The organism is Sulfuricaulis sp., from assembly GCF_041499725.1.
In the GTDB taxonomy this organism is placed as follows: domain Bacteria; phylum Pseudomonadota; class Gammaproteobacteria; order Acidiferrobacterales; family Sulfurifustaceae; genus Sulfuricaulis.
Genome location: NZ_JBGQKW010000043.1, coordinates 1 through 22,823 on the forward strand (window position 1 = coordinate 1; position 22,823 = coordinate 22,823).

At 60.5% G+C, this 22,823-nt stretch carries 19 protein-coding genes; 11 read left to right on the top strand and 8 right to left on the bottom strand.

Features of this window, described 5'->3' with window-relative positions; all coding sequences use genetic code 11:
• The 3 genes from ACC569_RS08605 to ACC569_RS08615 form a co-directional block, all read left to right on the top strand.
• A partial coding sequence (locus ACC569_RS08605) for an AAA family ATPase (protein WP_372523107.1) occupies positions 1-997 on the top strand: 997 nt, incomplete at its 5' end.
• 300 nt (positions 998-1,297) lie between these two features.
• A complete protein-coding gene (locus ACC569_RS08610) occupies positions 1,298-3,424 on the top strand; it encodes an adenosylcobalamin-dependent ribonucleoside-diphosphate reductase (RefSeq protein ID WP_372523108.1) in 2,127 nt (708 codons plus the stop codon).
• Between the two features lie 216 nt (positions 3,425-3,640).
• Positions 3,641-4,315 carry an NrdJb gene (locus ACC569_RS08615; RefSeq protein ID WP_372523109.1) on the top strand — a complete coding sequence of 225 codons (675 nt, stop codon included), beginning with the start codon at positions 3,641-3,643 and terminating at the stop codon, positions 4,313-4,315.
• 918 nt (positions 4,316-5,233) lie between these two features.
• Here the strand turns inward: ACC569_RS08615 and murU are convergent.
• On the bottom strand, positions 5,234-5,911 hold the full coding sequence (gene murU / locus ACC569_RS08620; RefSeq protein ID WP_372523110.1) for an N-acetylmuramate alpha-1-phosphate uridylyltransferase MurU: 678 nt from the start codon (positions 5,909-5,911) through the stop codon (positions 5,234-5,236).
• The gene (locus tag ACC569_RS08625; protein WP_372523111.1) at positions 5,908-6,903 is read right to left on the bottom strand and encodes an aminoglycoside phosphotransferase family protein; all 996 of its coding nucleotides are present in this window, start codon (positions 6,901-6,903) and stop codon (positions 5,908-5,910) included. Before ACC569_RS08625 ends, murU begins: the two co-directional genes overlap by 4 nt.
• 105 nt (positions 6,904-7,008) lie before the next feature.
• Between ACC569_RS08625 and ACC569_RS08630 the strand changes: the two genes are divergently transcribed.
• From ACC569_RS08630 to rsmA, 4 genes are all read left to right on the top strand, one after another.
• Positions 7,009-9,258, top strand: a complete 2,250-nt coding sequence (locus ACC569_RS08630; protein ID WP_372523112.1) for an LPS-assembly protein LptD — start codon at positions 7,009-7,011, stop codon at positions 9,256-9,258.
• 207 nt (positions 9,259-9,465) lie between these two features.
• Positions 9,466-10,848: a peptidylprolyl isomerase gene (locus ACC569_RS08635; RefSeq protein ID WP_372523113.1), complete on the top strand. Its 1,383-nt coding sequence runs from the start codon at positions 9,466-9,468 to the stop codon at positions 10,846-10,848.
• A 168-nt stretch (positions 10,849-11,016) separates the two neighbouring features.
• A complete protein-coding gene (gene pdxA / locus ACC569_RS08640) occupies positions 11,017-11,985 on the top strand; it encodes a 4-hydroxythreonine-4-phosphate dehydrogenase PdxA (RefSeq protein ID WP_372523114.1) in 969 nt (322 codons plus the stop codon).
• On the top strand, positions 11,982-12,764 hold the full coding sequence (gene rsmA / locus ACC569_RS08645; RefSeq protein WP_372523115.1) for a 16S rRNA (adenine(1518)-N(6)/adenine(1519)-N(6))-dimethyltransferase RsmA: 783 nt from the start codon (positions 11,982-11,984) through the stop codon (positions 12,762-12,764). The genes pdxA and rsmA overlap by 4 nt, the downstream gene beginning before the upstream one ends.
• Position 12,765: 1 nt before the next feature.
• Here the strand turns inward: rsmA and ACC569_RS08650 are convergent, their stop codons facing one another.
• The 6 genes from ACC569_RS08650 to mtgA all read right to left on the bottom strand — a co-directional run bounded on the left by ACC569_RS08650 (position 12,766) and on the right by mtgA (position 18,640).
• On the bottom strand, positions 12,766-13,485 hold the full coding sequence (locus ACC569_RS08650) for a lysophospholipid acyltransferase family protein (protein ID WP_372523116.1): 720 nt from the start codon (positions 13,483-13,485) through the stop codon (positions 12,766-12,768).
• A 1-nt stretch (position 13,486) separates the two neighbouring features.
• Positions 13,487-14,038 carry a D-glycero-beta-D-manno-heptose 1,7-bisphosphate 7-phosphatase gene (gmhB, locus tag ACC569_RS08655; RefSeq protein ID WP_372523117.1) on the bottom strand — a complete coding sequence of 184 codons (552 nt, stop codon included), beginning with the start codon at positions 14,036-14,038 and terminating at the stop codon, positions 13,487-13,489.
• A 106-nt stretch (positions 14,039-14,144) separates the two neighbouring features.
• A complete protein-coding gene (locus ACC569_RS08660) occupies positions 14,145-14,546 on the bottom strand; it encodes a MazG nucleotide pyrophosphohydrolase domain-containing protein (RefSeq protein ID WP_372523118.1) in 402 nt (133 codons plus the stop codon).
• A 10-nt stretch (positions 14,547-14,556) separates the two neighbouring features.
• Positions 14,557-16,686 (bottom strand): glycine--tRNA ligase subunit beta, encoded by a 2,130-nt coding sequence (gene glyS, locus ACC569_RS08665; RefSeq protein ID WP_372523119.1) that lies wholly within the window; start codon positions 16,684-16,686, stop codon positions 14,557-14,559.
• Positions 16,683-17,621 (bottom strand): glycine--tRNA ligase subunit alpha, encoded by a 939-nt coding sequence (gene glyQ, locus ACC569_RS08670; RefSeq protein WP_372523120.1) that lies wholly within the window; start codon positions 17,619-17,621, stop codon positions 16,683-16,685. The genes glyS and glyQ overlap by 4 nt, the downstream gene beginning before the upstream one ends.
• Before the next feature lie 77 nt (positions 17,622-17,698).
• Entirely contained in the window at positions 17,699-18,640 is a 942-nt protein-coding gene (gene mtgA, locus ACC569_RS08675) for a monofunctional biosynthetic peptidoglycan transglycosylase (protein WP_372523121.1), read from the bottom strand.
• Positions 18,641-19,123: 483 nt separating this feature from the next.
• Between mtgA and ACC569_RS08680 the strand changes: the two genes are divergently transcribed.
• The 4 genes from ACC569_RS08680 to glnA all read left to right on the top strand — a co-directional run.
• Positions 19,124-20,116, top strand: a complete 993-nt coding sequence (locus ACC569_RS08680; RefSeq protein WP_372523125.1) for a tRNA (5-methylaminomethyl-2-thiouridylate)-methyltransferase — start codon at positions 19,124-19,126, stop codon at positions 20,114-20,116.
• 46 nt (positions 20,117-20,162) lie between these two features.
• Positions 20,163-20,396, top strand: a complete 234-nt coding sequence (locus ACC569_RS08685; RefSeq protein WP_372523122.1) for a sulfurtransferase TusA family protein — start codon at positions 20,163-20,165, stop codon at positions 20,394-20,396.
• 123 nt (positions 20,397-20,519) lie between these two features.
• Entirely contained in the window at positions 20,520-21,689 is a 1,170-nt protein-coding gene (locus ACC569_RS08690; protein WP_372523123.1) for a cation diffusion facilitator family transporter, read from the top strand.
• Positions 21,690-21,884: 195 nt separating this feature from the next.
• Positions 21,885-22,823: type I glutamate--ammonia ligase (gene glnA, locus ACC569_RS08695; protein WP_372523124.1), on the top strand; the 939-nt coding region annotated here is incomplete at its 3' end.

Sequence of the window (22,823 nt, forward strand, 5' to 3'; positions counted from 1 at the left end):
GACTTTCGCCGAACTCGGGAAAATGTTCGAGGACCGCAAACACCGGGGCTTCATACGCGAATGCCATGGCGACGCCCACCTCGCCAACATGGTATGGCACGATGAACGCGTGCTGCTCTTTGACTGTCTCGAGTTCAGCGAAAACCTGCGCTGGACCGACACCATGAGCGAAGTCGCCTTCCTGACGATGGACCTCGACGATCGTGGGCGCGCCGATCTCGCCCACCGCGCACTCAATGCCTACCTCGAACATACCGGCGACTACGAAGGTCTCGCGGTGTTCGGCTTCTACCGGGTCTATCGCGCGCTGGTACGCGCCAAGGTTGCCTGCATTCGCTCAAGCCAGAGCGACCTGAGTGATGAAGAAAAACGGAGGGTACGCGAAGAGTATCTCGGTTATGCGAATCTCGCCGAGCGTTACACCCAGACACTGCATCCTGTGCTCATTATCACCCACGGTTTGTCGGGTAGCGGCAAGACCTGGCTTTCGCAACAACTACTGGAGAGCCTTGGCACCATCCGGTTGCGCAGCGATGTCGAGCGCAAACGCCTGCACGGACTGGCACCGCACGCACGCAGTGGCTCAGCGATCGACAGCGGGATTTACACGGCCGAGGCCGGCCGGCGCACTTATGCGCGACTGGCGGAGCTGGCCCAGACTATCCTGCGGGCCGGACATCCGGTGATCGTGGATGCCGCCTTTCTCAAACGACACCAGCGCGACCAGTTATGCGTCGTGGCCAATCAGACGCGCGTCCCTTTCGTGATTCTCGATGTACAGACTCCGGAAAGTGTCCTGCGCGCGCGCCTGCAACAACGCAGCCGGCAATCGCGCGAGGCTTCCGAGGCGGACCTGGCCGTGCTTGATCGCCAGTTGTCCGCCCGGGAGCCACTTTCCGCCGATGAGCAAAGTGCCACGCTGATCGTCGATGGCGGAGCGTCGCCCAATATTGCGGTACTGCTACAGAAGCTGCGCGCGTTGATCGGTCCCGGATGAATGACTCGCACCCGCTTACATCGAGTCAACCGGCACAAACGCTTGAGGTTTACAAAAAACACGGTACCGTCGCTCTATCCCGTGGTCGACGAAACATATATATAAGGTAATACCATCCCGCCTCCCGCCCGCCCTCTGAGCTGCGGTTATAAAAAAAATGCAATCTTGACATCACCCACCTTATGGGTCTAAAACTACAACATATTGTGGTTGGCCAAGGTCACAGGCCCGATACCTAGTATTTCACTAAAAACCGGCACGGCGCGTGCCCACAAGACAGGCACCGGAGGACAGTAATCTATGAAGGTCGTCCAATTACAAGCACAAGACCCGGTTGTCACTGAAATCTCCATACAACCGGCTTCTCTGGATATCTGGGATAAAAAATACCGTCTCAAGAGCAAAACCGGGGAAGTCATCGACCAGGACATCGCGGGGACCTATGCCCGGGTGGCCCGGGCCCTCGCCGACGTGGAGGATGCCCCGGAAAAACGCGAGGAATGGTTCGAAAAGTTCTTCTGGGCTCTGCAAAACGGGGCGATTCCGGCCGGGCGCATCATCTCCAACGCCGGCGCCTTGGAGCATAAACCCGCCACCAGCACCATCAATTGCACGGTCTCGCGGACGGTTCCGGACTCCATGGACGGGATCCTGTCCTCCGTGCACGAAGCCGGCCTGACCCTGAAGGCCGGTTGCGGCATCGGTTACGAGTTCTCTACCCTCCGCCCCAAAGGGGCGTTTGTGAGCGGGGCCGGAGCTTATACCTCCGGTCCCCTCTCTTTTATGGATATTTTCGATGCCATGTGCTTCACCGTCTCGTCCGCCGGCGGCCGGCGCGGCGCGCAAATGGGCACCTTCGACATCGCGCATCCGGACATCATGGATTTCATCAAGGCCAAACGCGAGAACGGCCGGTTGCGCCAGTTCAATCTCTCCTGCCTGATCACCGACGAGTTCATGCAGGCGGTGAAAAAGAACGGATCCTGGGACCTGGTGTTCCCCACTAGCCGCCATGAGTACGAAGACCCCGAGTCGCGCATTGTCTGGCGCTACTGGCCGGTGACCGAGGGTTACATCACCAACAACCTCGGCCAGGTAGCCTGCAAGATATACAAGAGCCTTCCGGCGCGACGCCTGTGGGACCTGATCATGGCCTCGACCTACGACTACGCCGAGCCCGGGTTCATCCTGATCGACAAGATCAATGAGATGAACAACAACTGGTTCTGCGAGAACATCCGCGCCACCAACCCTTGCGGCGAGCAGCCATTGCCGCAATACGGCTCGTGCCTGCTCGGCTCGGTGAATCTGACCAAATTCGTGGAAGAGCCCTTCACCGATGCCGCGCATTTTAACTGGGAACAGTATCGCGAGGTGGTGGCGGTCTTTACCCGCATGCTCGACAACGTGGTCGAGATCAACGGCCTGCCGCTCGCGCAGCAGCGCCATGAAATCCACCATAAACGCCGCCATGGCATGGGCTTCCTGGGCCTGGGCTCCACGCTCACCATGCTGCGGATGAAATACGGCTCGCCCGAATCGCTCGAGTTCACCGAACGCGTGGCGCGCGAGATGGCCGAGGTGGGCTGGGAAGTGGGCATCGACCTCGCCGAGGAAAAGGGTCCGGCCCCGATCATGGAGGACGAGTTCACGGTCACCGAAGAGATGCTGGTCAGGCGTCCGGAGATGTGCCGCGACGGGTACAAGGTCGGTGACAAGGTCAAGGGCAAGGTGCTGCTCGCCCGGTACAGCCGCTACATGCAGCAGTTCGATGCCGCGCTCACCTCGCGCATCGCCGAGAAGGGCGCGCGCTTCACGCACCACAGCTCGATCGCCCCCACCGGCACCATCTCGCTGTCGCTGGCCAACAATGCCAGCAACGGCATCGAGCCGTCGTTCGCCCACAAATACAGCCGCAACGTGCTGCGCGAAGGCAAGAAGAGCAAGGAAAAGGTCGAAGTGTTCTCCTACGAACTGCTCGCCTACCGCACCTTGGTGAATCCCGACGCCGACCCGGATGCATCGGACGGCAAGAACCAGCTGCCGGATTACTTCATCACCGCCGACCACATCAACCCGCGTGAGCATGTGGATGTGCAGGCGGCCGCGCAGAAATGGGTGGACTCCTCGATATCCAAGACGGCGAACGTCCCCACGGACTATCCCTACGAGGATTTCAAGGACATCTACATGTACGCCTTCGATCAGGGGCTCAAGGGTTGCACCACCTTCCGCTTCAACCCGCAGGCGTTCCAGGGCGTGCTGGTGAAGGACAAGGACCTCGAGAACACCACCTACCGGTTCCAGCTGGCGAACGGCGAGGTCATCGAGGTCCGGGGCAACGAGGAGATCGAGTACGACGGCGAAACCCATAACGCTGCCAACCTGTACGACGCCCTCAAGGAAGGCTATTACGGGCGGTTTTGAGAAAATAGGTGCTTTGATGGATAGAAAATTTGCTGCTTTTATGACCGTGTTAATCGGCGTGAATGCCCTCAACAGGCCTGATCACTGGGATCTACCGCCATTCCTAGTGTTTTCACCTGATCAATTACGAAACGCGGTTGCAGTGTCTACTGCGGCAGCTACAACCCATTCGGTTACAACAACATCTTCCAGCTGGTAGAGGACGTAGGAGTTTATATGGCTATCAAGATTGAACAAAAGATTACCGGGTACGAGGTCGTCAAAGAAGAGCCCAAACGCGCTCCCGAGAGCAACGTCGTGCACATGCACGAGAAGCTCGAACGGCCCGAGATGCTGCTGGGGTCGACCTACAAGATCAAGACCCCCCTCACGGAGCATGCCCTGTACGTCACGATCAACGACATCGTGCTCAACCCGGACACGCCCCACGAGAAGCGCCGGCCCTTCGAGATTTTCATCAACTCCAAGAACATGGACCACTTCCAGTGGGTGGTGGCGCTGACCCGGGTCATCTCCGCCGTGTTCCGCAAGGGTGGTGACGTCACCTTCCTGGTGGAGGAACTGCACTCGGTGTTCGACCCGCGCGGCGGCTATTTCAAGAAGGGCAAATACACCCCCTCGCTCGTGGCCGACCTGGGCGATGTCATCGAACGTCACCTCAAGCTGATCGGCCTCATCCCGACCGAGGAACCGGACGCGGCACGCCAGCAGTTCATCGCCGAGAAGCATGCCGAACTGAAAAAACGCGCCAGCGCGATAGAAACCGCCAGCAATGAGACTTGCGACTTCCCGTCCGATGCGCAACTCTGCGTCAAGTGTTCCACCAAGGCTGTCATCAAGATGGATGGATGCATGACCTGTCTCAACTGCGGCGACTCGAAGTGCGGATGATATTTTGATGCGCTTGATGCACGCGGAAAATTTCAAAAAAGTGTTTGCAATTTTTTTTCCATTGCCTTAATGTCTTGACACAGTAGGACAGTGTGCTAGACATGAAGTGAATGTTGAACACGGATGTCACTGCCCGGATTGCGGGATGCCGCCGATAAGCATGAAGATCATCGCGGCACCGGGTGGAACCAGGATCAACCAAGAGTTAATGGATCGATTGCGAAGCTCGACAACCGGTAGCAAGCATAATAGTACCCACCTGCAGTGGTGTCCGGCTGCCAGGTCCTGTTCTTCCCGCTCCCCTCGCTATGTTGTATCCGCCGGTAAACCCCGGCCAGTACCTCTGTCCCGAATCCATCAAAAGACAGTCCAAGACTGTCTTTTTCTTTTTCGCGCACCTTTCGGCGCGGCCGATTTTGCTCCCGGCAAAATCGTGGCAACGAGCAGTAGCGTCGGGGGGTTTTGGCCCCTGACTTCCCTGCAAGTCCCTTAACCCCAAACCAAAGGAGCTCATCATGGCAGCCAAGAAAAAGGCCAAGAAAAAAGCACCGAAGAAGAAATAACGCGACAGGCGAGGGGAATTTCGATGGCAGCGCGTTAAATCGTCGCCGCCTCGGATTACCCCGTCCGCCTTCGCAGGTGATAAGCCGGTAGCACCCGCCTGGTTGTTAAAGCTAGCGAGGTGTTACCGGTTTTTTTATTTTGTCCGGGCGAACTCAGTAGGACGACATTTTATTTATTACCTGCCGCCGACCCGGCTTTCTCAGCTCTGCGACATTCCCGCCGGATTATTTTCGCGGTATCGAAACTCGCCCCTACCCTGCAGGTAATACAAGGGAAAACAATACTTTACAGCAGTCAAAACCGGCTCCGTCAGCAGGAGCACGTCATTAATGTAGCCCTGCTGCGCTCGTCTTGTCATTTTTCATGCGCCCGCAGTTCCCGGTCCAGATCGGCCAGGCGCTGCGGCGTACCCACGTCTCGCCAGCGACCGGTGTAATGCTCGCCACTGACCAGACCCCGCGCGATGGCGGCACGCAGCAACGGCGCCAGCGGAAACTTGCCCGGACGACATTCCGCAAACAGGGCGCGCGCATAGACGCCGATGCCGCTGAACGTCAGGCGCGGCGCTCCTTCCGCGAACAGCTTTCCCTCCCGCAGCGCAAAGTCACCCTGCGGATGTTGCGGCGGATTATCCACCAGCACGAGATGTGCAAGCCCGTCGAGACGGACAGGCAGACGGTCAAAGGGGTAATCGGTCCAGATGTCGCCATTGATCACCATGAACGGGTCAGTGTCGATCAGTGACAGCGCCTTGAAGATGCCACCGCCGGTCTCGAGCCCTCCGCCTTCTTCATGCGAATAGGCGACACGCACCCCGTACCGGCCGCCATCGCCGAGATAGGCGCTGATTTTTTCCCCGAGATGCGAGTGGTTGATCACGAGATCGCACAGCCCGTGGCGGGCCAGTCCTTCGATCAGATGCACGATGAGGGGTTTGCCGCCAGCCTCCAGCAACGGTTTGGGAACGATGTCCGACAGCGGCCGCATGCGTTCCCCGCGGCCCGCCGCCAGAATCATGACCTTTAAACTCATGCGCTCTCCGTCAGTTTGAACTCGCGCAGCAACGCGTTCAACGGTTGCAGTTCCGGGTAGCGGGCGCTCACCTCTTGCACGTACCCTAGGGTGCGCGGGATATCGCTCAAGTAGCCGGGCTTGTTATCGCGATGATTGAGTCGGGCAAAGATGCCGGTGGCTTTGAGATGGCGCTGCACCCCCATGAGGTCGAACCAGCGGAGAAACCGGTTGTCGTCATCGCCCACCGGTATGCCGGACTGGAGCGCCAGCTCGTGATAGCCTTTGACCCAATCCTCGACCCGCGCGCGCGGCCAGGCGATGTAGCAGTCGCGCAACAGCGACACGAGGTCATAGGTCACCGGTCCCAGGACCGCATCCTGGAAATCGAGTATGCCGGGGTTGTTGCGATCGGTCACCATCAGGTTACGCGAATGATAGTCGCGGTGCACCCACACCTGCGGCTGCGACAACGCGGCGCGCGCCAGGAGCGTAAACGTCTCATCCAGCGCCGCCTGCTGACTCGCCGCCAGCTTCAAGCCCAGATGACGTCCCAGATACCATTCGCGGAAGATCTCCATTTCACGCTGGAGCAGGACTTCATCGTAGTCCGGCAGGAATTTCCCGGCGGCCTGAGTGAAACTGCCGGCCTGCAGGACAACCAGCGCCCCCATGGCATCGCCGTACAGCCGCTCCACGGTCTGATCGCTCAGATGTCGCAGGTAGAGTCGGTCGCCCAGGTCGGTAATGAGGAAAAATCCCAGATCGTGGTTTTCCTCCAGGACCTCCGGCACGTTGAGCCCCAGCGCATGGAAGCGGCGGGCAATCGCCACGTAGGAACGCATGCCGCCCTTGTCCGGCGGCGCGTCCATGGCGATAAGACTTTGTTGTCCCGCGGTAACCCGGAAATAGCGGCGAAAGCTCGCGTCCGCCGAGGCCGGTCGGATGTCGAACCGCCCGGCACCGAGCACCCGGGCGGTCCAGTCCTTGAGTGCGTCAAGACGTGTGTCCAAGTGCGACCTTGCGAATGCCGCCCGCGCGGGCGGAAAAGCTTGATGGGGGATACATAGTATGCAATTTTATGTCACCCATCATAAAACAATGACACGCCGCTTCCCATGCCTTTGCTGCGCCCCGCCCATACCGTCCTTTGCCTGATCATTGCCGTGGCGACGGGATGGCATCCGGTGGCGCAGGCGGTGGAGGATGGGGTGTGCCCGGAGCGACCTCCGCTGCGCGCACACGCCGCCAAGCCCCGTCCGCCCGCTATGGAAAACCCGCCGACCGACATACGCGCCCGCCAATTGCACACGGTGTCGGGCGGCGTCAGCGAATTCAGCGGTAACGTGGAGATGCAACAGGGCAATCAACACCTCACCGCCGAACAGGTGCGCTACGACCAGACCACGGGTCTGGCGGATGCCACCGGCAATGTCATGTTCCAGGACACCTCCGGCGCGAGCTTTCAGACACAGGAGACACATATCAATCTCGAATCCCGTCTCGGCTATGCCGGCCCCAGCTATTTCCGCCTTGAGAACGCCGGCGCCCGTGGCGATGCCGAGCGCATCGATTTCGAGGGCCCGGATCACACACGGCTGACGCGCGTGCGCTACACCACCTGCGCTCCGGGGCAGGACAGTTGGTTCCTGAAAATGCGCGAACTCAATCTCGACACGCAGGAAGACATCGGCACCGCCTACCACGCTTCGGTCGATTTCCAGGGGGTACCCATTTTCTACCTGCCCTATCTCAGTTTCCCGATTTCCGACCAGCGCAAGTCGGGATTCCTGATTCCCCGGGTGGGCAACGCGAGCAACCGCGGGTTGGAGGTGGCGGCGCCTTACTACTTTAACCTCGCGCCGAATTACGATGACACCCTGACACCCCAGTTCATGTCCGAACGCGGCCTGCAGTTGCAAAACCAGTTCCGCTACCTTACCCAACATTCAGAGGGAAAACTCGAGTTTGAGATACTGCAAAATGACCGCTTGGCCAATGGCGACAATCGCGCCGCCGGCACCTATCAGCACAAACACGTCTTCAGCCCGCTGTGGTCCGGCAACATCGACGTGCGCGCCGTCTCCGACAAGAAATACTTCGACGACTTCGGCGACGACCTGGCCATCACCAGCCAGACGCATCTGCCGCAGAACGCCGGAGTGGACTATCGCGGCCCGCTGTGGAACTTCAGCGCCCGCGCCGCGGACTACCAGACCATCGACAGCACCATCGCGCCGACCGACCGACCCTACGCGCGCCTGCCGCAGCTGAATTTTTCGACCAACATTCCGGTTAAACCCAATAGTCTGAATTATTACTTTGAAAGCGAGGCGGTGAATTTTGAGCGCAACGTCGGCGTCGTCGGCGAGCGCCTGAATCTGAGCCCGTCGATGAGCCTGCCGCTGGAGAACAGCTTCGGTTTTGTCACGCCCAGATTCGGCGTGCGACAGATCGCCTATCATCTCTCCGGCACACAGGACGATACGCCATTCCTGACGCGGGGCGTGTTCAGCCTCGACAGCGGACTTGTGTTCGAGCGCGATTCGCGCTGGGGCGAACGCCTGTACACGCAAACTCTCGAACCGCGCCTGTACTATCTCTACATCCCGGCCAAGGGCCAGGACGGGCTACCCAATTTCGACACTGGCGTGCCAGACCTGAGCTTCTCCAACCTGTTCCGCGACAACCGCTTCACCGGCGGCGATCGCATCGGCGATTCCAATCAGATCACGGCCGCCGTCACCACGCGGTTCATCGACGAAAAAGACGGTGCGGAACGCGGACGCGCGAGCATCGGTAGGATTTATTACCTTGCCGAGCGGCAGGTCAACCTGCCGGCGGGTCCGAGCGGGGCGGCCAGCTCGGACATCGTCGGCGAAGCCGCCGCCACCCTCGCCGGCCACTGGCATGCACGCTCCACCGTTCAATGGAACCGAGTGGACGATCATATCCAGAAATATAACTACTACCTCCAATACAACCCAGCCAAAAACCGCATCGTGAATGTCGGCAAGCGGTTTTCCCGCGGCGACCTGGAGCAGACGGATATCTCCACCGAGTGGCCGATCGCGGGGCGCTGGACTTTCCGGGCGCGCTCGCTGTATTCGCAGCGCGACAACCGCAACGTGGACAGCTACGCCGGCATGGAATACAACGCCTGCTGCTGGGCGCTGCGCATCCTGGGCAGCCGGCGGCTTTTGGTCGACACAACGCACGACAACGCCGCCACCCAGAACAGTTCGATCATGCTGGAACTGGAGTTGACCGGGCTGTCCAAGCTCGGCCACATACCGGACAGTCCGCTGCGCCAAAGCATGTTTTCCTCCCCCTCGCAATCCACCGCGCCAGGGGCCACCATACCCTAACGCCCCATGCCCGAGGCGCATGTGGCAGCGCTCTCCCGAGGCGACAGCTCTTTCGGAGGTGGTGGCCAAGCGGCTATGGTTGGCGCTTCTTAAATGTGGCGGCCTTGCGTCTCCGTCCAAAGGAGCTGCGCCACGGCAGCCGGCGGCTAGTTCATGTTATCCTAGCGTTACTCCGGTGCCGCGCCAGGGTGTCGGTCATTGATATAAATGACAAGACGAGCGAAGCAGGCCTACATTAAATCCATATCGGAAACCATGCATCTTGTTGCCAAATCCACCGCGCCCTGGAATGCGATACTCGGGCTGCTCCTTCTGTTACTGCCGTCCATTATGGCGGCCGCCCCCGCGCCCCCAAAGGCTACCGGGGACGTCGACCGCATCCTGGTCATCGTCAACGACGACGTGATCACTGAAACCGAACTAACGAACCGTCTCACGGAAACCAAGAAACAACTCGCGCTCGAAAAAATCAAAACACCTCCGGACGACATACTCCGGAAACAACTGCTCGATCGGATGGTGCTGGAACGCCTGCAACTCCAGCTCGCCGTACAAACCGGCATTCGCATAGGCGAATCCGAAGTGGATCAGGCGATCGAAACCATCGCCCGACGCAACAATTTGAGCGTGGAGAATTTCCGCAAGGCCCTGACGAAGAACGGCATGGATGTCGCGGCGTACCGTGCCCAGACCCACGACCAGTTGACCATCCAGCAACTGCTCGAACGCGAGATCAATAACCGTGTCAACGTGACCGATAGCGAGGTCAGCCACTTTCTGGAAAATCCGCAGAGCCGGGCGGACATGGACGTTACCTACCATCTTTCGCACATCCTGATCGGCATTCCCGAGTCGGCCTCGCCCGAGGCGATTCAGGCGGCGAAAAAACGCGCCGAGGATATCCTGCGTCAGCTGAAAGCAGGGGCCGATTTCGAGCAAATCGCCGTCAGCTACTCCCAGGGGGCGGATGCCCTCAAGGGCGGCAGTCTCGGCTGGAAAAAGCCGGGCGAGCTGCCCGAACTGTTTCTGGGTGCGCTCAAGAGCATGTCGCCGGGCGACATCAGCGAAATCCTCCGCAGCCCCAACGGATTTCATATCCTGAAGCTGAACGACAAGCGCGGCGCGGCGCAAGCCGAGGCCGTGACCCAGACTCACGTGCGTCACATACTGCTGCGGACGAGCGAAATCCAGTCACTGGAGGATGCCCGCCAGAAACTGCTGCACCTGCGCGAGCGCGTCGAGAACGGCGATGATTTCGCGGCGCTGGCGCGCGCGCATTCCGAAGATACCGCCTCGGCCGCCAACGGCGGCGACCTCGGCTGGGTCAATCCCGGCATGATGGTGCCGGAGTTCGAAAAAGCCATGAACGCGCTCAAGCCGAACCAGCTAAGCCAGCCGGTACGCTCGTCATTCGGCCTGCACCTCATCCAGGTACTCGACCGTCGCAGTCACGATATCACCCAGGAACGCCTGGAGGCCGCGGCGCGCCAGCAGATCCACGCACGCAAGGCCGATGAACGCTACGAGCAATGGGCACGGCAATTGCGCGACGAAGCCTTCGTTGAATACATGGTGGATGACGTCAACTGAACAACCTAATCACCGCAAAGGCGCCAAGCACGCAAAGAAAGATATTTGAGAATTCAATCAAGACGCCCACCTTCCTTCGATCCGCGTTAATCCGGCTTCTCACAGGTTCATATTTTTATTTTTGATTTCCTTTGCGCTCTTCGCGCCTTTGCGGTGAAATCATCATTTATGTCTACGCCCCTTGTCATCGCCCTCACCCCCGGCGAACCCGCCGGCGTCGGACCGGATATTGCCGTGCGTCTCGCACAGCAACCGCCTGCCTATGCACTGGTGCTGATCGCCGATCCCGCCATGCTGGAAGCACGGGCACAACAACTGTGTCTGGCTTTCGCCGCGCGTGAATGGAAGGGACGTGATGCCGCGGGTCCAGGCGTTTACGTGCTGCCGACAAAGGCGAAGTATCCCGCTAAACCCGGCCAACTGGATGTCGCCAACGCTCCCTACGTGATCGAAACTCTGAGAACCGCCGTCGCCGGCTGCCTGCGCGGCGAGTTCGACGCGCTCGTCACCGGACCGGTGCACAAGAGCATCATCAACGACGCGGGTATCGCCTTCACCGGCCACACCGAATTCCTCGCGGTACAGAGCCGTGCGCCGCAACCGGTGATGATGCTCGCCTGTCCCGGACTGCGCGTGGCGCTGGTCACCATTCATCTTCCGCTGGCGGCAGTACCGGGAGCGATCACGCGCGAGCGGCTGATCGCGGTGCTCGAGGTGTTGCACCGCGACCTGCGCAACCGATTCAGCATCGCCGATCCACGCATCCTGGTCTGCGGCCTGAACCCGCATGCCGGCGAATCCGGGCATCTGGGGCGCGAGGAAATCGAGGTGATCGAACCGGTGATTCGGGATTTGTCGGCACGCGGGATGCGCCTGCGCGGCCCGGTCCCCGCGGACACCGCCTTCATCCCGGCGCAGCTCGCGGACGTGGACGCGGTGCTCGCCATGTACCACGATCAGGGCCTGCCGGTGCTGAAGCACCACGACTTCGCCCATGCCGTCAACATCACCCTCGGCCTGCCGTTCGTGCGCACCTCGGTGGACCACGGCACGGCGCTGGAACTCGCCGGCAGCGGCCATGCCGACGTCTCGAGCCTGCTGGCTGCCATCGAGATGGCGCGTAGCCTTATCCGATGAATGACCACCGGCCGCGCAAGCGTTTCGGGCAGCATTTCCTGCACGACCGGAACGTCGTCGGCCGTATCGTCGCGGCGCTAGCCTTGGGTGCCGACGATCGCGTGGTCGAAATCGGCCCCGGCACGGGCGCGCTCACACGCGAGCTGCTCACGCGCGTGGCGCATCTTGATGCCGTGGAGCTCGACCGCGACCTGATCGCGCGCCTCGAATCCGACTTTCCGCGCGAACGACTCACGCTGCATCAGGGCGATGCGCTGAAATTCGATTTCTGCAAAATCGCGTCCGGCGGCGACAAGTTGCGGCTGATCGGCAATCTGCCGTACAACATCTCCACGCCGCTGCTGTTTCATCTGCTGGACCAGGCCGGATGCATTCAGGACATGCTGTTCATGCTGCAGAAGGAAGTGGTGGAGCGGCTACGCGCGGCGCCGGGCGGAAAGGATTACGGGCGCCTCTCGGTCATGATTCAGTACCGCTGCGCCGTGGAGAAACTCTTCGACGTCGCGCCCGGCGCCTTCACGCCGCCGCCCAAGGTGGATTCCAGCGTCGTGCGCCTGATCCCATATGCCGCACCCCCCGTCGCGGTCGATGACCCTGAAAAATTTTCTCGCACCGTACGCGCCGCCTTTGCCAGTCGTCGCAAGACCCTGCGCAATAACATGAAGGGTTTGTTGAGTGCGGAGAGGATGGTCGCCCTGGGAATTGATCCTACTCGGCGCGCCGAAACGCTCTCGCTCGCCGAATTCGCCGCACTCAGCAACGCGGCGGGGCACAACTGATCTACGCCGGCTGCTTTCCTTCCAGCCCGGCCATGGTGTTTTCTATCCATTCCTCCGCCTGACGCCGGATTTCTTCGGCGCTTCTGCCATGGCTGTCGATCACCGGGCCGATGACAACGCGGATCGTGCCGGGGCGCTTGAGAAAACCGCGCCGCGGCCAGAACGAGCCGGCGTTGTGCGCCACCGGCACCACCGGATAACCGCTCGCGGCAGCAAGCGCGGCGCCGCCGATGCCGTAGCGCCGCCGGGTTCCCGGCGCCACGCGCGTGCCTTCCGGAAATACGACGACCCAGATGCCGGATTGCAGGCGCTCACGCCCCTGTTCGATGACCTGCTCGATCGCCACGCGGCCGGCGCCGCGGTCAATGGCGATCGGACGCAGCAGTGCCAGCGCCCAGCCGAACAGCGGGATCCACAGCAGTTCACGCTTCAGCACCCAGGTCTGCGGCGGAAAAATCTGCTGAAACGCGATGGTCTCCCAGGCCGACTGGTGTTTGGCCAGGATCACCGCCGCGCCCGCGGGCAGATGCTCGAGCCCGTCCACGCGATAGTCCAGCCCGCAGATATGTTTCAGCAAGAACATCTGCCAACGCGCCCACCGGCTGATGAGGAGGTAACGACGCGGGAAAGGCAGCACGACCGTGAGCAGTGACAGCGGCGCATACACCGTGACCGACAGCCACATCAGGAAATTGAACAGGACGGAGCGAAACGAGACCAAGTCAGTTTGCGGGCAGTTTGCCGGAGAGCAGATTATCGGTGAACGCCGCCAGGTCATCGAACACCGGGACATCCGCCAGCGCCTTGCTTTTCTTCAAGGTGCGCTTGCCTTTGCCGGAGCGCACCAGCACCGGACGCGCCGAAACCAGACGCGCCACGATGATATCCCGCTCGCTATCCCCCACCGAATAAACACCGCTCAGGTTCACCTTGAGCCGCTCGGTGACTTCCTGGTACAGGCCAGGCTGCGGTTTGCGGCAACCGCAGTTGTCCTCGGGCCGATGCGGACAGAAGAAAATGGCGTCGATCTCACCGCCCTTGGCGCGCACCGCCTCGAGCATCCTGGAGTGAATGCGCCCGAGCATGTTCATGTCGAACAGCCCGCGGCCGACGCCGGACTGGTTGGTGACGACCACGACCTTGTAGCCCTCGCGGTGCAGGCGCGCGATCGCCTCGAGGCTGCCGGGGATCGGCACCCACTCCTCGGGCGACTTGATGTATTCGTCCGAGTCGTGATTGATGACGCCGTCGCGGTCGAGGATGACGAGTTTCATATTATTTTTGAACCGCCAAGAGCACCAAGTACGCCAAGAAAACCTGGAGGATTGAATTCTCTCTTCCTTGGCGTTCTTTGCGTCCTTGGCGGTTCGAAATCATAATTTAGTCCTTGAATTCCGAGACGCGAATGCGGCCGTTGATCATGCGCGACTCGCGGCCTTGCACCTTTTTCATCTTGTCCCAGAACGCCTGCCGGAGGTCTAAATCCGCGGCGATCGCCGTGCCGAGAATCAGGATGAACAAATCGGCGCATTCCTCGGCGAGTTGTTCCTTATTCTTTCCCTTGGTCACGCAGGCCGATATTTCGCCGAGCTCTTCGGTCATCAATGCCACGCGATAGGCCAGTTCCTCGCCGCCGGTTTCGCGGAAGCGGTGTTTGTCGTGGAAGGCCTGCACCGTGGCGAGCATGTCCTGATAGGAATCCTGGTTGACGCGCTCCTTCCCTGGAGCGCGCCTTGCGGGCGCCCTGCGGGCGCCCAATTTCGTTCCAGACGAAATTGTCATTCTTCCTCCTTCAACTTTGCAACCGCGAGATGTCCGCAACGTTCAGAAACAGGTTGCTGAGGCGGTTGAGCAACGCCAGACGATTCTGACGCACGGCGGGATCATCCACCATCACCATGACCTTGTCGAAAAACTCATCCACCGCCGGGCGCAGACCGGCCAGACGCTTCAAGGTCTGCGTATAATCACCGGATTTCAGCAGCGGCGCCACTTGCTCGCCCAACGCGCGCACCGCTTGCGCGAGTTGGCGCTCCGCCGGCTCGGTCAACCGCCCCGCGTCCACATCCCCGGCGGGGCTCCCACCCGCCTGCCGCAGGATGTTGCGGATACGCTTATTGGCCGCGGCCAGCGCCTGCGCCTCCGGAAGCGCGCGGAACTCCTTGAGCGCCTTCATGCGCGGCAACACCTGATCCAGGCGCGTGGGCGCGAGCGACACCACGGCGTCGATCTCGTCCGGTTCAAAATCCTTTTCCTTGAGATAAGGCTTCAGGCGTTCGAGCATAAAGCCGTGCAGATCCTGAACAACGCCGTCAGCGATGACGCCGTTTGGAAACTGGCTGCGCGCGCGCGAAAGAATCTCCACGGCATCGAGCGGCAGGGATTTCTCGATCAGTATGCGCACCACACCCAGCGCCGCGCGCCGCAAACCGAAGGGGTCCTTCTCGCCGGTCGGCACCAAGCCTATTCCATAGATGCCCACCAGGGTGTCGAGCTTGTCCGCCAGCGCCACGCACACCGCAATCGGATGCTTGGGGAGTTCGCCGCCCGCGGTGCGCGGAAAGTAATGCTGCTCAATGGCATCGGCAACCACGGTGGGCTCGTGGTCATGGTGCGCGTAGTAGCGTCCCATGATGCCCTGCAACTCCGGGAACTCTCCCACCATCTCGGTGAGCAGGTCGGCCTTGCTCAATTGCGCCGCGCGCTCGGCATGCGCCACGTCGGCCTTGATAAGCTGCGCGATCTTGCCGGAGAGTTTTTCCAGCCGCTGCACGCGCTCGAGCTGACTGCCGAGCTTATTGTGGTACACGACGTTCGCCAGCCGCGGCAGACGGTCCGCGAGTCTGTGCTTGCGGTCGTGGTCGTAGAAAAACTTGGCATCCGACAGCCGCGCGCGCAGCACCCGTTCGTTGCCGTGCACGATTTCCTTCGGATTCGCCGCTTTCACGTTGCTGACGAACAAAAACTGAGGAAGCAGTTTTCCTTGTTTGTCCGCGAGCGGAAAATATCGCTGATGCTGTTGCATGCTGATGATCAGACATTCTCGAGGCACTTGGAGAAATGCTTTGTCGAAACCGCCTGCGAGCACAACTGGATATTCGACAAGACCGGTAACCTCATCCGCCAGTTCAGTCGCCCTACCCAGATTCCAGCTAGCGCCTGAGGCAATTTTGTTCGCTTCCACATCCAGCGCCTTGGTGATGGCGTCACGCCGAACCTCAAAAGAGGCCAATACCTTGCCCGATAGTTTCAGAATTTTTTCATAGTCTTTCGCTTGACCAATATTGATCGCACCTTTACTCAGGAATCGGTGGCCACGAGTCTTGTTGCCGCTTTTAATGCCGAGCACCGCGCCCGAAACGACGTTTTTGCCATGTAGCAAAATTACACCATGCACCGGTCGCACGAATTGCGCCTCGCCGCTGCCCCAGCGCATGACCTTGGGAATCGGCAATTTCCTGAGTGCCGCCTCGACGATGACCGCGAGGTGCTGCTTGAGCGGCTCGCCCTTGTGTTTCGAGGAATAGACAAAGTGCTCGCCCTTGTCGCCGGGGCGTCGCGCGAGTTTCGCTACATCCACGCCGCAAGACTTGGCAAATCCAAGCAAGGCGGGTGTCGGATTGCCGGCGGTATCGAGCGCCGTAGTCACCGCCGGCCCCTTGCGCTCGACCACGCGATCCGGCTGTTTGTCCAGCACGTCTGAAATGGCGACCGCGAGACGCCGCGGGGTCGCATACGGCCGCGACTCGGCGGCACCGGCCAGAAAATTTTTCTCTTTGAGTCCTTCGAAAACACCCCGGCTGAACGCCTCCATCAACCGGGCGAGCGCCTTGGGCGGCAACTCTTCGGTAAGCAGTTCAACCAGCAGAAGTGCACCATGGATGGCGCGCCTACGGACCGAAGGATGGAAAGGCGAGGTCATGATTTTTTCGTCTTTTCCTGCCTGAGCAGGGGCCGCTCTCGGCCATCCCTGGTCTTCGCGGCACTTGTGCTCCTGCACATCGGAAAGTTCAGTCGCTCGCGCGAGTCGTAGTAGCTCTGCGCCACCAGGCGTGCGAGCGCGCGCACACGCCCGATGTAGGCGGCGCGCTCGGTGGTGGAAATCGCACCACGCGCATCGAGCAGATTGAACGTGTGCGAGCACTTCATCACCATCTCGAAACCTGGCAACGGCAGGTTCAGATCCATCAGGCGCTTGGCCTCGGATTCGTAGTCGTTGAACTGCTGAAACATCCAGACGACGTTCGAATGCTCGAAGTTGTACTTCGACTGCTCCACCTCGTTCTGGTGGTACACATCGCCGTAGCTCGTTCCCTTCGTCCAGGCGAGATCGAAAACGTTTTCAACCCCCTGCAGGTACATCGCGAGGCGTTCCAGGCCGTAGGTGATCTCGCCCAGCACCGGTTTACACGGCAGCGAACCGACTTCCTGGAAATAGGTGAACTGTGTCACCTCCATGCCGTCGAGCCAGACTTCCCAGCCGAGGCCCCAGGCGCCGAGCGTGGGCGACTCCCAATCGTCCTCGACGAAGCGGATGTCGTGTTTTTTCGTGTCGATGCCAATCGCGCGCAATGAATCGAGATAGATATCCTGGATGTCATCCGGCGAAGGCTTGAGCACCACCTGAAACTGGTAGTAGTGCTGCAGCCGGTTCGGGTTCTCGCCGTAGCGCCCGTCCTTCGGGCGGCGCGACGGTTGCACATAGGCCGCCTTCCACGGCTCGGGCCCGAGCGCGCGCAGGAAGGTCGCGGTATGGAACGTCCCCGCACCCATCTCGATATCGTACGGCTGCAGGATGACACAGCCCTGGCGGGCCCAGTACCGGGACAGCGTGAAGATGAGTTCCTGGAAGGTCACGGGCGTATTTTTTTGCGGGGCGTCCGACTCGTTTGGCCGGATTATACCGCGCCCCGCCCCCGGGTACAGGACGCGGTTCAGGGTCGATTGGCCGGTATCGAGAGATCTTCCACCGGCGGTTTGTCGGCGTTATCGGTCACCGGGGGTACACCACGGCTTTCTACTGGAGGTGGCGCGCTTTCGTTTTCGGGCAGGGGTTCATTCATGTCGTTGCCGTTATCCGGTGGTGGCGCAAAAAGTTCGGGTGTACGTTCGTACACGGTGTCGACGGCATCGCCCGGGTAGCGTTCCAGAAGCGCGAGAATCTTGCGGGCGCGCTTCTCGAAATAACGCGTGTGGGTAGTCGGATTGTTTTTCACCGGGCTCGGCAGACTGGCGGTGAGTTCCGCCGCCTGCGCCGCGGACAATTGATCGGAGGCGAGCCCCCAGTACGTTTGTGCCGCCGCCTGCACACCGTATATGCCACGCCCGAACTGCGCCACGTTGAGGTAGAGCTCGAGGATGCGCCGCTTGGTGAGATTCCGTTCCATGCCCCAGGTGAGGATCAACTCATGCCACTTGCGCAGCGGGTTGCGCGCGGAACTGAGAAACAGGTTCTTCACGGTCTGCTGCGAGACAGTGCTCGCGCCGAGCACCAGGCGGCCCTGGTTCAGGTTGTAATCCATCGCCTCTTTGAAGGCGATCAGATCGAAACCGCTGTGCTGATAGAAGCGGCTGTCTTCAGCCAGGATCACCGAGCGGATCATGTGTTTGGGGATGGCAGACAAAGGCACGGGCTGCCACCGCAACCGCGGCCAGTCCTTGTGATCGGCCCACTGTTTTTCGTATTCGAGCATGAAGGCCGACTTGGGCACCGGCCCGGTGGCAAGCTTCTTCCAGTCCGGCCAGGTCAGCGCGAGGTAGAACAGGTCGAGGACCAGGAGCAACAACAGGATGCGAAACGACCAGCGCAACACTCTTGCGGCGCGGTGCAGGAATCCCTTCATGCCGCGTTTACCGCGGCGCCGTTTCCAGAACATGCTGTGTTGAACCATCCCTTCCTGGTCGCCGGAGACGGCGGTGTCGCTATTTTAGCACCGCCGCCGGTCTACCCGCCGGACCGTGCAGCTTCCGTTTCGGCGCGCCAGTCGTTGAACGCCGACTGATGACGCGTGGACACCCGGTTCTCGGGTAGACAGCTGGTGTGGTTTTCGTTAATGTCCGGGCGTGCTTCGGGTTCCGCCTGAATCGCCACGGAGGAAAAAACCGGTCCATCGAAGACCGGCATAACAATAAAGGGCCCTTGCGGGCCCTTTATTGTTATGCCGGTGATACGCCTGCTTCGCGGGGCGTGCCCGAAAGCATCGTTTGGGCTAGTATCTCCTCCCCCGGATACATTGACGGTACTCTCCATGTCGCCCCAGCAGCCGCTCCCGGCCACTTCGATCGCGCCCGCGCGCACGGCTCCGGCAACCGGTGCGCCGCGCAAGGCCGTGGCACTGATTTCGGGCGGGCTCGATTCCATGCTCGCGGCCAAGGTCATGCTCGAACAGGGCATTCACGTCGAGGGCATCAACTTCTACACCGGCTTCTGCGTGGAGGGGCACACGCACGCGATCCGCAACCACGAGCACGCCAAGCCGAAGCGCAACAACGCCCTGTGGACCGCGGAGCAGCTCGGCATCAAGTTGCACATCATCGAGGTCATTGAAGAGTACAAGGATGTCGTGATCAACCCGAAGCACGGCTACGGCGCCAATCTCAATCCCTGCCTCGACTGCAAGGGCTTCATGGTGCGCAAGGCGCGCGAATGGATGGAGAAGAACGGCTTCGACTTCATTATTACCGGCGAGGTGCTGGGTCAGCGTCCGATGTCGCAGCGCCGTGATACCATGCCGGTGGTGGCACGCGAATCCGGCGCCTTCGACCGGCTGCTGCGGCCGCTGTGCGCCAAGCTCCTGCCCGCGACCCTGCCCGAGCGCGAAGGCTGGGTGGACCGGAACAAGCTGCTGGATTTCAACGGCCGCAGCCGCAAGCCGCAGATGGCGCTGGCGGCAAAATACGGCTTCAAGGATTACGCCCAGCCGGCGGGGGGCTGCTGTTTTCTCACCAATGAGCAGTATTCGCACAAACTCGCGGACCTGTGGTCTACGCGCGGCAGCAAGCAATACGAGTTTGACGACATCATGCTGCTCAAAGTCGGCCGGCATCTGCGTCCGCGACCGCACTTCAAGCTGATCGTCGGCCGCGATGAGGGCGAGAACAATTTTCTTGAGGGCTACCGCAAGCGCTTCGTCCACCTCTATGCCACGAGCCATGAGGGACCGCTGGTGCTCATCGACGGGACCGTGAACGAGGACGACCTGGCGCTCGCTGCGCGCCTGACTGCGCGTTTCGGCAAGGGCCGCGACACCGAATCGGTAACCCTGACCGTGGCTGACATACAGGGGAACAGCCGCGAACTCCGCGTCGCCCCGATGCCGGCCAACGAGATCCCGCCGGAGTGGTATTTATGAATGGCAAGACGAACGGAACGGAGCGAAGCGGAGTAGGGCTACAGTTATGAGTCATTTCGTGCTGGATGCGCGCCATTTGCTGTGCCCGATGCCCGTGATCCGGGCGCAAAACCGGATTGCCGAACTCGCTCCGGGCGACACTCTCGAGGTGCACGCTACCGATCCCGGCGCGTTGCATGACATTCCTGCCTGGTGCCGGGTTCATGGTCACGAGATTGTCTCCGTCGCACATGTCGACAAAGAAGTGTCAATCACCTTGCGGGTGGGAGGGACTGCATGAGTCGCAGAGATAGCGACCGCGCAGCGCGGAGCAGGGGCCCCTCCGGGGATGCGACCAACGAATTGACGCCGGCCGCCGACAACACGGTGTATCAGGCTTGCGCGATCTGTCGGAGGAGGAGGCATGAGCGCTGTCCAGGAACATAGCGATATCGACACCTCGATCGACGCGCGCTACGGGGCGAGTCGCCGGGTCACGCTGGTCAGCGTGGTCTGGAATTTTGTCCTCACCGTTGCGCAGATCATCATCGGCTTCGTGGGGCATTCGCAGGCCCTGGTGGCCGATGGTCTGCACACGCTTTCCGATCTCGTCACCGACTTCATGGTGCTGTTTGCCCTGAAGCATGGAAAAAAGGCCGCTGACGAGGAACACCCCTACGGCCACGCGCGCATCGAAACCGCCGTGACCATGATCCTCGGCATCATGCTGGTGGTGGTCGGTGCCGGTATTGCCATCAGCGCCGGCATGCGCCTGTCCTCGGCGCAAACTTTCGTGGTCCCCTCCGCCATGACTCTGTGGGTCGCCGTTATCACGCTCGGGGCTAAGGAAGGGCTCTACCGGTATACCATGGTCGTGGCCGACCGTTTTGATTCGAACATGCTGCGCGCCAACGCCTGGCACCATCGTTCCGATGCCCTGTCCTCGCTGATCGTGGCAGCCGGCATCGGCGGCAGCCTACTGGGGTTCGGATACCTCGATTCGGTCGCCGCCCTGATCGTGGCACTCATGGTGGTGAAGGTCGGTGGTGAACTCGCCTGGCAGTCGCTGCGCGAACTGGTGGACACCGGACTGGCCACGGAAGACCTCGAATCCATCCGCCATGTCATTTTTTCGATCAGCGGGGTGAAGGCGCTGCACCTGCTGCGCACGCGGCGCGTAGGCGAGCAGGCGCTGGCCGACGTGCATATCATCGTGGACGGCCATCTGAGCGTCTCCGAGGGACATCAGATCAGCGAAATGGTGCGTGCCAAGCTCATCAGGGAAATCGCACCCCTGGCCGACGTAATGGTACACATCGACACCGAAGAGGACGTCAACGTCGCCAGCTGCGCCGATCTACCGTTGCGCGATGAAATCCAGAAGCGTCTGAATAACTACTTTCGCGATATCCCCGAGGCGCGGTTGATCGAACACATGACGCTGCATTATCTGAACGGACGTGTCGATATCGAATTGCTGCTTCCTCAGGACGCGGTCACCCACTCAACCACCGCCCGGCAGCTGGCCCAACAGCTTGCCGCCGCAGTTCGGAATGACCGGGACATTGGCAAAGTAGATGTCCATTACCATTGATGCACTATGTTGGTGCAAACATAAAATGTTTGCACCAACATAGTGCAATAATAAGCTAATCGATCAAGGGTAACAATGATAACTTTTTGATTTTAAACATGTTCATGACTGGCATATTTCGTGCAAAAATAGGCACTCAATTTTCCGCTGCCCTGCAGCACACATAATGCTTAACGTTTCCCAGGAGGAACTCCGATGTCCGGCGCCGATGTTATCAAGATGATCAAAGACAAGAAGGCCAAGTTCGTCGACTTTCGTTTCACCGACACCAAAGGCAAGGAGCAGCATGTCTCCGTGCCGGCCAGCACCGTGGACGCCGAGCTCTTCGAGCATGGCAAAATGTTCGACGGCTCTTCCATCTCCGGATGGAAAGGCATTCAGGAGTCCGACATGATCCTGATGCCGGAACCGGCGACTGCGGTCATGGACCCATTCATGGAGGAACCGACCCTGATCCTGCGCTGCGACGTCATAGAACCCAGCACCATGCAGGGTTATGAACGCGACCCGCGTTCACTCGCCAAGCGCGCCCAGGCCTACCTCAAGAGCACGGGCGTGGCCGACACCGCCTTCTTCGGTCCCGAAGCCGAATTCTTCATCTTCGACGACGTGCGCTGGGGCGCGGACATCAGCGGCTCCTTCGTGAAGATCGATTCCGAAGAGGCCTCGTGGAATACCGAGAAGGTATACGAAGGCGGCAACCTCGGTCATCGCCCGACGGTGAAGGGTGGCTACTTCCCGGTCCCCCCGGTTGACTCGCAGCAGGATATCCGCTCCGCCATGTGCCTGGCCATGGAAGAAATGGGCCTCAAGATTGAAACCCATCACCACGAAGTGGCAACCGCCGGCCAGAACGAAATCGGCATGCTGTTCGACACCCTGGTGAAAAAGGCCGATGACCTCCAGATCTACAAGTACTGTGTGCACAACGTGGCACACAGCTACGGCAAGACCGCTACCTTCATGCCCAAGCCCCTCGTCGGTGATAACGGTTCCGGCATGCACGTGCACCAGTCACTGGCGAAAGACGGCAAGAACCTGTTCAGCGGCAACGAGTACGGCGGGCTATCGCAGACCGCGCTCTACTATATCGGTGGCATCATCAAGCACGCCCGTGCGCTCAACGCCATCACC